15 protein-coding genes are annotated in these 12,897 nt (G+C 62.9%); 10 read left to right on the top strand and 5 right to left on the bottom strand.

Features of this window, described 5'->3' with window-relative positions:
* Nucleotides 1-9 precede the first annotated feature (9 nt).
* From LDB29_RS09780 to LDB29_RS09770, 3 genes are read left to right on the top strand one after another with little or no spacing between them, the layout of a single operon-like run.
* Nucleotides 10-792 (top strand): type III pantothenate kinase, encoded by a 783-nt coding sequence (locus LDB29_RS09780; protein WP_025549530.1) that lies wholly within the window; start codon nt 10-12, stop codon nt 790-792.
* Nucleotides 789-2,426 (top strand): ribonuclease J, encoded by a 1,638-nt coding sequence (locus LDB29_RS09775; protein ID WP_025549529.1) that lies wholly within the window; start codon nt 789-791, stop codon nt 2,424-2,426. The genes LDB29_RS09780 and LDB29_RS09775 overlap by 4 nt, the downstream gene beginning before the upstream one ends.
* 11 nt (nt 2,427-2,437) lie before the next feature.
* The gene (locus tag LDB29_RS09770) at nt 2,438-2,698 is read left to right on the top strand and encodes a DUF1467 family protein (RefSeq protein WP_025549528.1); all 261 of its coding nucleotides are present in this window, start codon (nt 2,438-2,440) and stop codon (nt 2,696-2,698) included.
* A 259-nt stretch (nt 2,699-2,957) separates the two neighbouring features.
* Here LDB29_RS09770 and LDB29_RS09765 read toward each other — a convergent pair whose 3' ends face one another.
* Nucleotides 2,958-3,638: a GNAT family N-acetyltransferase gene (locus LDB29_RS09765; protein WP_025549527.1), complete on the bottom strand. Its 681-nt coding sequence runs from the start codon at nt 3,636-3,638 to the stop codon at nt 2,958-2,960.
* A gap of 215 nt (nt 3,639-3,853) precedes the next feature.
* On the opposite strand from LDB29_RS09765, the gene LDB29_RS09760 reads away from it, so the two are divergent.
* Nucleotides 3,854-5,797 carry a bifunctional diguanylate cyclase/phosphodiesterase gene (locus tag LDB29_RS09760; protein WP_025549526.1) on the top strand — a complete coding sequence of 648 codons (1,944 nt, stop codon included), beginning with the start codon at nt 3,854-3,856 and terminating at the stop codon, nt 5,795-5,797.
* Between the two features lie 2 nt (nt 5,798-5,799).
* Here the strand turns inward: LDB29_RS09760 and LDB29_RS09755 are convergent, their stop codons facing one another.
* A complete protein-coding gene (locus LDB29_RS09755; RefSeq protein WP_025549525.1) occupies nt 5,800-6,756 on the bottom strand; it encodes a crotonase/enoyl-CoA hydratase family protein in 957 nt (318 codons plus the stop codon).
* A gap of 238 nt (nt 6,757-6,994) precedes the next feature.
* Here LDB29_RS09755 and LDB29_RS09750 point away from each other — a divergent pair, with 238 nt between their 5' ends.
* Nucleotides 6,995-7,174, top strand: coding sequence for a hypothetical protein (locus LDB29_RS09750; protein ID WP_025549524.1), 180 nt, complete (start codon nt 6,995-6,997; stop codon nt 7,172-7,174).
* A 53-nt stretch (nt 7,175-7,227) separates the two neighbouring features.
* The gene (gene tgt, locus LDB29_RS09745; RefSeq protein WP_025549523.1) at nt 7,228-8,358 is read left to right on the top strand and encodes a tRNA guanosine(34) transglycosylase Tgt; all 1,131 of its coding nucleotides are present in this window, start codon (nt 7,228-7,230) and stop codon (nt 8,356-8,358) included.
* Between the two features lie 21 nt (nt 8,359-8,379).
* Here tgt and LDB29_RS09740 read toward each other — a convergent pair whose 3' ends face one another.
* From LDB29_RS09740 to LDB29_RS09730, 3 genes are all read right to left on the bottom strand, one after another.
* Nucleotides 8,380-9,888: a sensor histidine kinase gene (locus LDB29_RS09740; protein ID WP_025549522.1), complete on the bottom strand. Its 1,509-nt coding sequence runs from the start codon at nt 9,886-9,888 to the stop codon at nt 8,380-8,382.
* Between the two features lie 231 nt (nt 9,889-10,119).
* On the bottom strand, nt 10,120-10,374 hold the full coding sequence (locus tag LDB29_RS09735) for a NepR family anti-sigma factor (protein ID WP_044662533.1): 255 nt from the start codon (nt 10,372-10,374) through the stop codon (nt 10,120-10,122).
* Between the two features lie 36 nt (nt 10,375-10,410).
* Nucleotides 10,411-10,632, bottom strand: coding sequence for a hypothetical protein (locus tag LDB29_RS09730; protein ID WP_128830766.1), 222 nt, complete (start codon nt 10,630-10,632; stop codon nt 10,411-10,413).
* A gap of 95 nt (nt 10,633-10,727) precedes the next feature.
* Between LDB29_RS09730 and LDB29_RS09725 the strand changes: the two genes are divergently transcribed.
* The 4 genes from LDB29_RS09725 to LDB29_RS09710 all read left to right on the top strand — a co-directional run bounded on the left by LDB29_RS09725 (nt 10,728) and on the right by LDB29_RS09710 (nt 12,822).
* The gene (locus LDB29_RS09725; protein ID WP_025549521.1) at nt 10,728-11,522 is read left to right on the top strand and encodes a response regulator; all 795 of its coding nucleotides are present in this window, start codon (nt 10,728-10,730) and stop codon (nt 11,520-11,522) included.
* A gap of 92 nt (nt 11,523-11,614) precedes the next feature.
* On the top strand, nt 11,615-11,749 hold the full coding sequence (locus LDB29_RS09720) for a hypothetical protein (protein WP_025549520.1): 135 nt from the start codon (nt 11,615-11,617) through the stop codon (nt 11,747-11,749).
* Nucleotides 11,750-11,865: 116 nt separating this feature from the next.
* Entirely contained in the window at nt 11,866-12,522 is a 657-nt protein-coding gene (locus LDB29_RS09715; RefSeq protein ID WP_025549519.1) for a sigma-70 family RNA polymerase sigma factor, read from the top strand.
* Nucleotides 12,523-12,570: 48 nt separating this feature from the next.
* Nucleotides 12,571-12,822, top strand: a complete 252-nt coding sequence (locus LDB29_RS09710; RefSeq protein WP_025549518.1) for a hypothetical protein — start codon at nt 12,571-12,573, stop codon at nt 12,820-12,822.
* The last annotated feature ends 75 nt before the right edge of the window (nt 12,823-12,897 follow it).

Raw genomic sequence — 12,897 nt, 5'->3', positions numbered from 1 at the left:
GGATCGGCCATGCTTCTCGCGATCGACGCGGGTAACACCAATGTGGTTTTTGCGCTGCTCGAGGGGCGGGAGATTCGCGCCCGCTGGCGGATCGCGACCGATCCGCGGCGCACCGCCGACGAATATGCGGTATGGCTGAACCAGCTCCTGATGCTGGAGGGCTATAAGATTGCCGATGTGGAGGCGGTCATCATCGCGACCGTCGTGCCGCGCGCCCTGCACAATCTTCAGGTGCTGGCCGATAAATATTTCAAGACGACCGCGCTCATCGCCGGTCAGGCGCCGGTGGAGTGGGGCATCGAACTCGACGTGGCCGAACCGGCCTCGGTCGGGGCGGACCGGGTTGTAAACGCCATCGGCGCGCACCATCTCTACCGCGAGGATTTGATCGTCATCGATTTCGGCACGGCGACGACCTTCGACGTCATCGACTATCACGGCGCTTACAAGGGCGGCATCATCGCGCCGGGCATCAACCTGTCGCTGGATGCGCTGGTCGCGGCGGCGGCGAAGCTGCCCAAGATCGCGATCGCGCCGCCGGAGAACCGGTCGGTTATCGGCCGCACCACCGAAGCGCAGATGCATATCGGCGTCTTCTGGGGCTATGTGGCGATGATGGAGGGGCTGGTCGCCCGCATACGTGCGGAAATCGGCCGTCCCGCCAAGGTGATTGCAACGGGGGGCCTGGCGGTCCTCTTCGACGACAATAGCGATATTTTCGATGCGATCGCGCCCGATCTCACGATCCAGGGCCTCGCATTGCTGTATGAACGGAGTTTGAAAACAGAATGATACCCGGAAATGAGCTGATCTTCCTGGCCCTTGGCGGCTCGGGGGAGATCGGCATGAATGTCAATCTCTACGGTTGCCAGGGCAAATGGGTGATGGTCGACTTGGGCCTGACCTTTGCCGATCCCGCCTATCCCGGCGTGGAACTGGTGCTGCCGGACCTGAGCTTCATCGAGGATCGCAAGGACGATCTGCTGGGCATCGTGCTGACCCACGGGCATGAGGACCATATCGGCGCCATTCCCTATCTCGCGGCCGATCTGGGCGTGCCGCTCTATGCGACGCCCTTCACCGCGGGGCTGATCCGGCTGAAGCTGGAGGAAGAGGGGCTGACCCAGGATGTCGCGCTCAACGTGATCGACAATGAGGGCAGCTTCGCCCTGGGGCCCTTCGGCTTCCGCTATGTGCCGCTGGCGCATTCGATTCCCGAAGGCAATGCGGTGCTGATCGACACGCCCTATGGCAAAATCTTCCATACCGGCGATTGGAAGCTGGACGAAACGCCGCTGCTGGGCCAGCCCTCCACGCCCGAGGAACTGGCGGCCATTGGCGACGAGGGGGTGCTGGCGCTGGTGTGCGACAGCACCAACGTCTTCAATCCCGAAGCCAGCGGCTCCGAAGGCGATGTGCGCGTGGGGCTTATGCAGACCATCGCGGGCGCTAAAGGGCGCGTGCTGGTCACGACCTTCGCGTCCAATGCCGCGCGGTTGCAGACCTTGGGGGAGGTTGCCAATGCCATGGGTCGCAAGCTCTGCGTGGCGGGGCGGTCGCTCGACCGGATCATCTCGACGGCGCGGACGGCGGGTTATCTCAGGGATTTCCCGCCGACCGTCGATTGGGACGATGCGATGGCCTTGCCGCATAATGAGGTGATGATCATCGCTACTGGCGGGCAGGGGGAGGCGCGGGCCGCCCTGTCGCGCATCGCCTTCGACAGCCACCCCATCAAGTTGGATGAGGGCGATCTGGTCGTCTTCTCCTCGAAGCAGATTCCCGGCAATGAGATCGCCATCGGCCGCATCCAGAACGCGCTGGCGGCCAAGGGCGTGCTGATGGTGACGGATCGTCAGGCGGAGGTGCATGTTTCCGGCCATCCGGGTCGTCCCGAGCTGGAAGCCATGTATCGCTGGGTACGGCCGCAAATCCTGCTGCCGGTCCATGGCGAGCGGCGGCATATGGCCGAGCAGGCGCGGCTGGGTCTGGCGAGCGGCGTTCCCCATGCGGTGGTGCAGTCCAATGGCGATGTGCTGCGGCTGGCGCCCAACGGGCCGGAGGTCATCGGCAACGAAACGACGGGACGGCTGGTGCTGGATGGCGACGTCATCCTGCCCGCTGACGGAGCGACGATGAACGAGCGGCGCAAGGTTGCGCTGCATGGCCAGATCAGCGTCGCGGTGGCGCTGGACGGCAAGGGCAGGGTGATCGGTTCCCCCGCCTTGCGCACCCAGGGCGTGCCGGTGGAAGAGGACAAGGCCGCCTTTCTGGAGGAGGCGGCCGAGGAGGCTGCGGGCGCTGTCGCCAAGGGATCGCAGGAGGAAGAGGCGTTGCGTGAACGGGTCAGGTTGGCGGTACGGCGCACGGCCACCCGCTGGACGGGCAAGAAGCCGGTGGTGGACGTGCTGCTCATTCGCGCCTAAGCCCTTTGCGCATGAACTGGTATGCGATCTTTGCCATTTACGTGCTGTTCTGGGTGATCAGCGCCTTCATCGTGCTGCCCTTCGGCATTCGCACGCCCGATGAAACGGGCGAGGCGTTGCGGCCGGGGCAGGCGGACAGCGCGCCCAGCAATTTTCGTCCAGGGGTCGTTGCCTTTCGGGCGACGGTCCTGTCGGCGGTTCTGTTCGGCCTCTATTATGCCAATTATGTGGAAGGCTGGATCACGTTGGAGCGGTTGACGCATATCGGCTGAGTGTCTGGCCGGAACCGACGGGCAACGCTGTTGGGTAAGCTTGAGTAGGGGCTTCACGACAGAGTTTTGATGTTCGCCCCAGGCCGCATCATGCTCCTGCGAAGGCACTCGAACGAGGCGCGCGACTCGTTTCGACGTAGCGTACTTCAATATGTGAGCACCGGAGGCGCAGAAAGCCGCCATTTGCAGCCCGCCATGGGCCGAATCCCCGCATATTCTGGGCGGGCGAACCCTCGGACAGGCTCCGCAGCGAGATGGCTCAGATCCGGGCGACCACCATCATGTGCATCCGCGCCCTTATCCGAAAGCCGAGCGTTTCGTAGAGCGCCACCGTCGCCTCATGTGCGGCATAGGCATGCAGGAACGGCATTTCTCCGCGTTCCAGCATGGCCCTGGCAACGATCTGCATCAGGCCCTTCGCATAGCCCCGCCCGCGATGGTCAGGATGAGTGCAGACACCGCTGACCTCGGCAAAGCCCGGCATACGCATCCGCTCTCCCGCCATGGCGATCAGCCTGCCCCGCTCCTTGATGCCGATGAAGCGACCGAGCCGATGGGTCAGCGGCAGGAAGGGACCAGGCTTCGTCATCAATGCAAGAGCACGCATTTCCGTCGCATCATCATCTGTCAGCACGACGGGCTCCCAGGACGGCGCATCGCCCGGAATCTCTTCCGCCACCATCTGCGCAAGCATCGCTTCGCGGACCAGGCGCGTGCCGGCCGGCGGCGTTTGCGCATCGGGTTCGACGATCCACAGCTCCCCCTGTTCGGGCACAAGCGCAGCCAACGCCGATCGAGCCGCCGGATTGCCGTCCGCCGCAGCGGCAAAGGGCCCGTAGCGTGGATCGATCCGCAGCGCGAGCGCATCCCCTTCGGCCAAGGGCTTCCAGCCGCTGTTGAGGGCGTTCCAGACCGGGCGATGCAGAGGATGATATGACACGATGACGCTATTTTCCGGCTGCGACCGGGGAAAGCAAGCCCCTCTTGCCCTGCCTTGCGAGCATAGGTCTCGATGGCCGGTCGATTCCGTAACAATCCGCTAATTCCCGCTTCTTTTGGACGGCGCGATTTACCAAATGGAAATCATGTTTCGGCAATGGTGGCGATGACGTGTCACGCCCTGAACGAAACTTGCTCGCATCCCTGCGAGGGCGCATGACGCCGGACACCCAGCAAAGCGCTGAAGTGCAGGCGAATCTCGTCAAATCCCTTTATGCTTCTCCCGCCTCGCTGATGATCGGTGCGGTTGCCGGCGGCGCGCTGGGGCTGGTGATCGCATGGCATGCGCGGCTGCCCGCCATCACCGCGATTGCGGTCCTGATCTGTCTCGTCGGGCTCAGCCGGTCGATCTCGGCCGTCTATTTCGAGCGGCAGCTTGCCCATCAGAACGGTGTAACCCAGCCCATTTGGGGACTGGCTTATGAATTGGGTGCCTGGGCCTATGCCGCGCTCCTCGGAATATTGACCTTCGCGACTCTCCTGCTTTCGGAGGACGCGACGCTCCACGTATTGGCCGTTTGCCTGGTGGCGTCCTATTCCGGCGGTATTTCAGGTCGTAATGCTGGCCGCATTCACGTCGCGGTGGGACAGACATGTCTATCCCTGCTGCCTACCTCGCTGGGCCTCGTCCTCGCGGGTGGGCTGAGTTATACGGTTCTGGGAATTCTCTGCTTCCTGATGATCTTCGCCATGGCGGACATTACCAAGACGACGCATCGCATCGTCTTGGAGGCATTGCAGGGCAAATATGAAAAGACGCAGCTCGCCACCAAGTTTGAGCGTTTGGCCCGCTTCGACAGCCTGACGGGTGTCGAAAACCGCATGGCGATGCAGATGCGGCTGCGCGAGATGTTCGATGGACGACGATCCGATCAGGATCCGATGGCGGTGTTCTGGATGGATCTGGACCGCTTCAAGGAAATCAACGACTCCCTGGGACATATGATCGGCGACCAGCTTCTATGCAGGGTCGCTGAAAGGCTGTCTCGCGCGCTGGACGGGCGCGGCCATGTCGCGCGATTCGGAGGAGATGAGTTCGTGCTGATCTGCCCCGGCGCCAGCCGGGCCGAAGCGGAGCGGATCGCGGACGATGTAATGGCCGAATTCACGCATGATTTCGACGTCGGCGGCTATAGTCTCGGCGTGACCGCGTCCATGGGGATCGCGGTTGCGCCGGGGGACGGACAGGACAGCGACGAACTGCTCCAGCATGCCGACATGGCGCTGTATCAGGCGAAGCATGCGGGCCGAAACCGCCATGCGCAATTCGCCTGGTCGATGAAGGAGCGGCAGAACCGCACCTACGATCTGGAAATGGGCCTGCGCGGCGCCATGGCGAATAATGAGCTGGTGCTGCACTATCAGCCGATCTTCGACACGAAAACCGGCAAGATCACGATTTGCGAGGCCCTGATGCGATGGGATCATCCGACGCTCGGCCGCATTTCCCCTGCGGAGTTCATCCCCATCGCGGAAAGCTGCTCGATGATCGAACCGATCACGGCCTGGGCGCTGGAGCAGGCCTGCCAGGATGCGATGGAATGGGATGAGAATGTCCGCGTCGCGGTCAATATCTCCCCGGTGTTGATCAAGAGCGACAGCCTGCCCCGCGCGGTCATCGCGGCGCTGATGCAATCGGGACTGAGGGCGCGCAGGCTGGAACTGGAGGTGACCGAGTCGATCTTCCTGGAGGATAGCGGCCGGACCAACCTGATCCTGTCCGATCTCCAGCGGATCGGCCTGCGGCTGGCGCTGGACGATTTCGGGACCGGCTATTCCTCGCTGGGTTATCTGCGCGACTATGCCTTCGACACGATCAAGGTCGACCAGAGCTTCATGCGTGGCGTCGAGGAGAATTCACGCCACAGGGCGATTGCCCAGTCGGTCGCCTATCTGGCCCACGCCCTGGATGTCGAAACCGTGGCGGAGGGGATTGAAACCGACGATCAACTGCGTTGCGCCCGCGAAATGGGCTTCACCAATGTGCAGGGTTTCGTGCTTAGCCGGCCAGTCCCCGCGGTGCAGGTGTTGGAGATGATGCGGCAGATGGATGACGATAGCGGCAGCGTCGCCATGCTCCAGGACCGGCGGCGCGCCTGATCTTATCTATGCAGACGGGTTTGGGCCGAGGCCAGGCGACGCATCATCCGCACGTCCTTCAGATCGAGCTTGAGTGCAGTGGCCGCCCAATTCTCGACGATGTCCTTCAGTTCCTCATATTCCAGCGGATCGACGCGTCGACCTGCCTGGAACACCCCGACATGACCGGCATGATGGGGCAGGCTGGCCGCGATATAGTCGCGGACGGCCTGCTCACCCTCGCCATCCTCCACCAGCGTGTGGATAATGCCCATGTCGTGCATCTCCTGCGCGGTATAGACCTTGCCGGACAGGATCATCCGTTCGGCCGCCAGCCGACCCAGCTTGCGCGCGAGGATGGAATAAGCCCCCATGCCGGGGAAAAGGCCGAACAGCATTTCGGGCAGACCGAAACGCGCACTGCGTTCAGCAATCACGACATCGAAGCAAAGCAAGGCTTCGAAGCCGCCACCCAACGCATCGCCCTGTGCCAGCGCAATGGAAATCACGGGAAGGTCGCCATTGCGCCAGGTGCGATGAACCACGTCGATACAGGCATGGCCATAGTCGACAAGACCGGGCAGGTCGCCACGCTCGATGCAGCCGGCGAACAGTTCCAGATCGCCGCCCAGGTTGAAAACGCCGGGAAAACGCGATCCGGCCACCATATATTTGACCGGCAGCTTGCCCGCATCGAACAGTCGTTTGGTCTCCACATACCAATAGCGGACGTCACGCAACATGGCAGGGCTGAAATTCGGTCGATTCGATGGCGTCATGAACGCCCAGAGCGTAGCGGCATCCGCCTCCCAGCTTATGTCGATCTGGCCGAGGTCGAACATGGTCGAGGTGCCGACGTCCGGCGTCGAGGCCATGCTTTCCGTAACGGCAGCCACGACATCTTCCTCCGCCGGAAGAGGGGCGGGAGTCAGATCGTCCATATGTTCACGGCCGGAATTAAATCGTCCGGAATCAACCATCTGAGCCCCCAAACTGCAACAGATGTTAAGCAGAACAGGGTTGCCGCGCTTATGCAATCGCGCCGAAAGGCATTGCCCCGGAATTAACCATTTTTAATAGCAACTGTTGCAGGGATGTCGCCCAAAAACTGGCCAATCGCGGAGTTTTGTTGTATTTATGCAACAAATAGCTTCTTTGAAAACTTGTCGCAAATCGGGCGCAGGCCTTTGTTAACCTTTATTAATTACGATCATCGCCATGAACACGCCCCGAACCGACAGGCAGCTTGTGACCCTGCTGCTGCACGACCTGCAAGGTGAGTCATGGCAGCTCAGCCTGGCTGCGGATTGTCTTTGTTTCATCGGCAATTACCGCCGGGTCGAAGGGTTCGATGTCGACGCGATCGTTGCGCTTGACGGGCTGCGCAAGAAGGGCTGAAGCGCGGCTTTGCGGCCTTGTCTGGCGCCTCTTTCGACCGTACAGCGCGCGCTGTGACAAATCCCCGCTTCTCCTTTTCGATCGCCGCGACCGACGGCAAGGCCCGCACGGGCGCCATCCAGATGCGCCGGGGCGAGATTCGCACGCCTGCCTTCATGCCGGTCGGCACCGCCGCCACGGTGAAGGCGATGCGTCCGGCCGAAGTGCGTGCAGCCGGCGCAGACATCATTCTTGGCAACACCTATCATCTGATGCTTCGTCCGGGGGCGGAGCGCGTCGCGCGACTGGGCGGCCTGCACGCCTTCATGGGCTGGGACAGGCCGATCCTGACCGATAGCGGCGGTTATCAGGTGATGAGCCTCAGCGCGCTGACGAAGATGAGCGAGGAGGGGGTCGCCTTTTCCAGCCATATCGACGGCTCCAGGCATATGCTGACGCCCGAGCGTTCGATGGAGATCCAGCGGTTGCTGGACAGCGACATCGTCATGGCTTTCGACGAGTGCACCAGGAACGGCTGCACCCATGACGAGGCGGCGAAGTCCATGGAGCGTTCCATGCGCTGGGCGAAACGCTCCCGAGACGGGTTCGATGCAGGGGCGGAACATGCGGAGCGGGCGGCGCTGTTCGGTATCCAACAGGGATCGCTGGACGAGGGCCTGCGGCGGATTTCGGCGGAAAAGCTGATCGACATCGGCTTCGACGGCTATGCCGTCGGCGGGCTGGCCGTGGGCGAGGGGCAGGAGGCGATGTTCGCCACGCTCGATTTCGCGCCCGGCATGCTGCCGGCCGACAAGCCGCGCTACCTGATGGGAGTGGGCAAGCCGGACGACATTGTCGGCGCGGTGGAACGGGGGATCGACATGTTCGATTGCGTATTGCCCACCCGCAGCGGGCGCAACGGTCAGGCCTTCACCTGGGCCGGGCCGCTCAACATCCGCAATGCGCGCTTTGCGGAGGACAAGGGGCCGCTCGATCCGCGCTGCGGTTGCCCGGTCTGCACGACCTGGAGCCGCGCCTATCTGCACCATCTGGTCAAGGCCGGCGAGATGCTGGGCGCGATGCTGATGACGCAGCATAATATCCATTTCTACCAGGCGCTGATGCAGGGGATTCGGGACAGCATCGCCATCGGGCGCTTTCAGGGCTTCGCAGCGGATTTCCGGCGGGATTATCAGCGGGCCTGAGGGGGTAAGCTCCCCGAACGCCTACTCCAGCACCGTAATGACGATCGCATAGTCGCCCGTCTCCGGATCATGGTCCAGCGGTGCGCGCAACTGGCGTGACAGGCCGGTGAGCACCCGTCCGTAGCGCTCCTCCAGCCGGGCGGTCATGTCCGGCGATCCGCGCAGCGCCGGCGAGAGGATGTGGAGCACCGCCCGGTCGGTGCGGCCCGGTTCCAGTTGCACGGAGATCCGCATCGCCGTGCGCGGATTGGACAGCATGGCAAGTTCCACCAGCTCGGTCAGCAGGAAGGCGATGGGCACTGCGACGTCCTGGCTGATGTGCAGATTGTCGCTGTCGATCTGAATGCCGAAGCGGCGCGCCTCGGCCGGGGCGGTGCCGCGCAGGCTGGCCGACAGTTCGCTGATCAGCGACCGCACGCCGACGCCGCGATGTTCCTCCAGCTCGGCATAATGGTTGCGGTGGACGACCGACAGCGCATCGACCCGCCGCTGGATCGTCGCATAGGCCTCGACCGCTTCGGCGTCATGGGCGGATCGCGCGTGCAGGTTGATCAGGCTCGCAATGATCTGGAGGTTGTTCTTGACCCGGTGATGGACCTCCCGCGTCAGCTTTCGCTGGGTTTCCAGGCCCTCCGCCATCTCCGCCTCATGGGTGGCGACATCTTCGCTGATTTCGCGGAAGGTGTCGCCCAGCGCCACGATCTCCTGCGCCGGGGTGCGGATGCGGCGCATCGGTTCCAGCACCTGACCGGGTTCATAGGCCGCCACCGTGCGGCGCAGCAGCACCAGCGGCCGGATCAGAAGGCGGTTGACGACGAACCAGCCAATGGCCGCCGCGGCGAACCACATGACCAGCGGCAGGAACAGCGACAACATGCGCGCGATCGTGACCGGGGGATCGCGCACCGTCATGGTGAGGACGATGTCGGGCGGGTCGAGCCGGGCGGAAAGCGTGGTGCTATGCCCGCCCGAAAGGCCAGCAGGCCGGGTGATGAGCAGGCTGCGGCCGCCCTCATTCAAGGTGATCTGCCGGTTCTGCAACGTGCCCGCAGGGTTGGTCATCGCCTCCAGATAGCCGCGCGGATAATAAGCGATGGCGACGACCGCGCCGTTGGCGCTCCGCGCCCGGCTGATGAGATAGGGCGAATCCGTCAACAACTGCGCGGCGGCATCGCCGAAACGTTCCGACCGGGGAAGGCCCGGCGGTTCCGGCAGGGTGGAACCGCAAAGCCGCCGGCCCGAGCGGTCGTAGATATAATAGCGGCCGCCGCCACGGTCGTGAGAGGTCAGGAAGGCCGAAAGGCGTGCGCACATCGCCGGATCGGGGCCGGATGTCGCAAAGGCATTGGCCGTCAGCATCAGCGCCGTTCGGTCGGACGCGAGATCGGCGGACAATTTGCGCGCACTTTGCGTCACCGCCACGCGCAGCAGCGCTTCCTTTTCCAGGTCGGTGGTGCGGATCGCCTGAAGCGAGGCGACCAGGGCGATCAGTCCCAGCGGCAGCAGGGCCAGCGTCAGGATGAGGAACATCTTGACGCCGGTGGAATGGGAAACGGCGTTCAATCTCTGAATGAAGGAAGCGGCCGGGGGAAGCGTGCCTTCGGCCGGCGGCGGTGGGGATATTCTGTCCATTTACCTGACGCTGAACATCGAACGCCGATTCTTCGGGGAGAGCGTCGCTCGCCGGCCGGATTTTACCAGATGCGCCATGTCCCCTCCGCTTGTTTCCGGCTCCCCCCCGGTCCGGCCGATCAGGGAGAGTCAGTCGAGCTTGCTGAGAAGGTCAAGCATTTCCGCGGGAATATCCTCGTCAACCGCGCGCTGATAGACGGATCGCAGGGCATTGGCGACCTGGCCGTCGTCCTTCGCGGCCGATGTGCGTTTCTTGCGGGCGACACTGCCCTTCACGCCAGAATCCGGAGTGTTGGTGCCGACATCTTTCTTGTCCCCTCCCGTCACATCCCGTTCCGTCGTTGAAGCAACCAAAACACGCCCCTCTGCAGCCATCAATGTCATGCCAGCCTGCTCTTTTTGCGGCTTTCCCCTATGACGTCAATTCGGCGTCAGGGAAATCAAAACACAAAATTCCAAAGATTTTCGAAAAAACCGAACGGCAGTGAAACAAATCCGTTGGTCGTTGGTTCCCTTGGCGAAGCATTTTTTGCCCGCCGCACGAGGTCGGCGGCGAGAATGGAAGGCGACGCGGGCGGTCATGCCCGAAGCATTTCCATTCTGAAAGGGGGTAAGGGGGCTTGCCACATCGGCATCGTCCATCCATCCTCCCATTCCGGCGAATGTTTCGGCATTTTGGTTAAGGCGTGGCTTTAACATAGGACAAGGCGCCCGATGGGCTGGGAGAATTTTTACAGATGTCGCTTGGTCAGCAACTGCACCCCCACCTTCCTTTCCTGCGGCGCTACGCGCGTGCATTGACGGGCAGCCAGGCGCATGGCGATGCCTATGTGCGCGCCACGCTGGAGGCGATCGTGGCGGCGCCCGACGAATTTCCGTCGAATGTCGATCCGCGCCTTGGCCTCTACAAGACTTTCCATGCGATCTGGTCCTCGTCCCATCTGGAAGACGGGCCGGTGCTGACCGGCGCCGACGGGCAGGAGGCGATCGCGCAGGCACGACTCGCCCGCCTGACGCCGCTGCCGCGCCAGGCGCTGCTGCTGACGGCGCTGGAGGGATTTACCGTCGATGACGTCGGCTATCTGATCGGCCTGGACAGCGACGACGTGGAAGCGCTGGTCAAGGAAGCGCTGAGTGAGATCGAGGCGCAGACCCGCGCCAAGGTGCTGATCATCGAGGATGAGCCGATCATCGCGATGGATATAGAGACCATCGTTCGCGACCTGGGGCATGAAGTCACCGCCATCGCCGTCACGCGCGAGGATGCTGTGCGCGAAGCCATGGCGGAACGGCCCGGGCTGGTGCTGGCGGACATCCAGCTTGCCGACGATTCGAGCGGCATCGATGCGGTGAAGGACATCCTCGCCGAATTCTCCGTTCCTGTGATCTTCATCACCGCCTTCCCCGAACGCCTGCTGACGGGCGAACGGCCGGAGCCGACCTTCCTCATCACCAAGCCTTTCCAGCGTTCGACCGTCAAGGCCGCGATTTCTCAGGCGCTGTTCTTCGACGAAGCGACCGCGCCGGCCTGACGTCGCGCGCGGCTTTCTGAAATTAGGCTGGAAAGAAGGGGAACCCCGGTCCGCGACCCGCGTTATTGATGCGTAACGATCGGGAGCGACCCATGGTCGAACAGGAGCAGCATATTGCGACGGAAGAAGCCAGGGCGGGCTCGACGCCGCATATCGTGCGTTACGTGCTCGGCGTTTCACTGACACTCGCGATCATCGTGATGATTGTGATATTGTGGGGCCATTGAACGCGGTTGCGGCAATTGGTCCTTGAGAAGAAAAAGATTGGGATGCGGACGCACATATGGCTTTGACGACTTCCGTTCATGCAGCGAGGGCGACAGCCGGTGAAGGGGTTGTTACCATGAGCGACGGCGTGGGCCAGGATGTTGAGCGCGAAACGCTTTCAGACACCGATTTCAAGCGGGAACTGGCGGCGGTCATCCCCCATCTGCGCGCCTTTGGACGGTCCCTGTCCGGCAATCGCGATGTCGCGGACGATCTGGTGCAGGAAACGCTGTTGAAGGCCTGGGCCGCGCGCAGCCGCTTCCAGGCGGGCACCAACATGCGTGCCTGGACCTTCATCATCCTGCGCAATCATTATCTGTCGCAGATGCGCCGTTCCCGCTTCCGGGGCGATTGGGACGATCTGGCGGCCGACCGCCTGCTTGCCGCGCCCGCCGGGCAGGACAAGCATGTCGAACTGTCCGACATGCAGCGCGCCTTGCTGCAATTGCCGCAGCCCCAGCGAGAGGCGCTGATCCTGGTCGGCGCGGGCGGCTTCGCCTATGAGGAAGCCGCCGAAATCTGCGGCGTCGCCGTCGGCACCATCAAGAGCCGCGTCGCCCGCGGCCGCGCCGCGCTGGAGCAGATATTGGAAAATGGCGAACTGCCATCCCGCCGCAGCCAGGAAAGCAGCGACGCCGCGGTGCTGGACGAGATCATGGACGATGTCGACCGGTTGAGCCGGGGCCGGGAATCCAGGGAAACAGGTGAAGATACCGACTCCGACGTGGAGTGATCTGTGCTATACTCTCCGCCTCGGTATGCGAGGATCGGGAGAAGGAGAATGGACGAAGGTCGTAAGGACGAACCCTTCGAACCGGCTTCCTTGCCGGGCCGGTCGCGGGGAAGCCTGATCATATTCCTTCTGGTCGCCCTGGCGCTGGTGCTGGCGATCGGCTTTTTCTACATGACGAAGGAACGCGACGACCGCCGTGCCGACGCCCTTATGAAGGCAGCCGGTTCCGTCGACAGCGCCGCCCATGTGGTGGGGCACGCGGCGAAGAACGCCGCGGATGCGCTTCGCAACCAGAATTGATCGCCCCTGCCGGTCCGCTTCGCCGGCATGGCCGATGGTCCTGTTCAGAAAATCTTTGTGATTGTCGTGCATTGT

Source organism: Sphingobium sp. CFD-2, from assembly GCF_024611135.1.
GTDB classification, from domain to species: Bacteria; Pseudomonadota; Alphaproteobacteria; order Sphingomonadales; family Sphingomonadaceae; genus Sphingobium; species Sphingobium fuliginis.
Note: the sequence above shows the minus strand (reverse complement) of the source record. Positions and strands in the feature narration are given on the sequence as shown.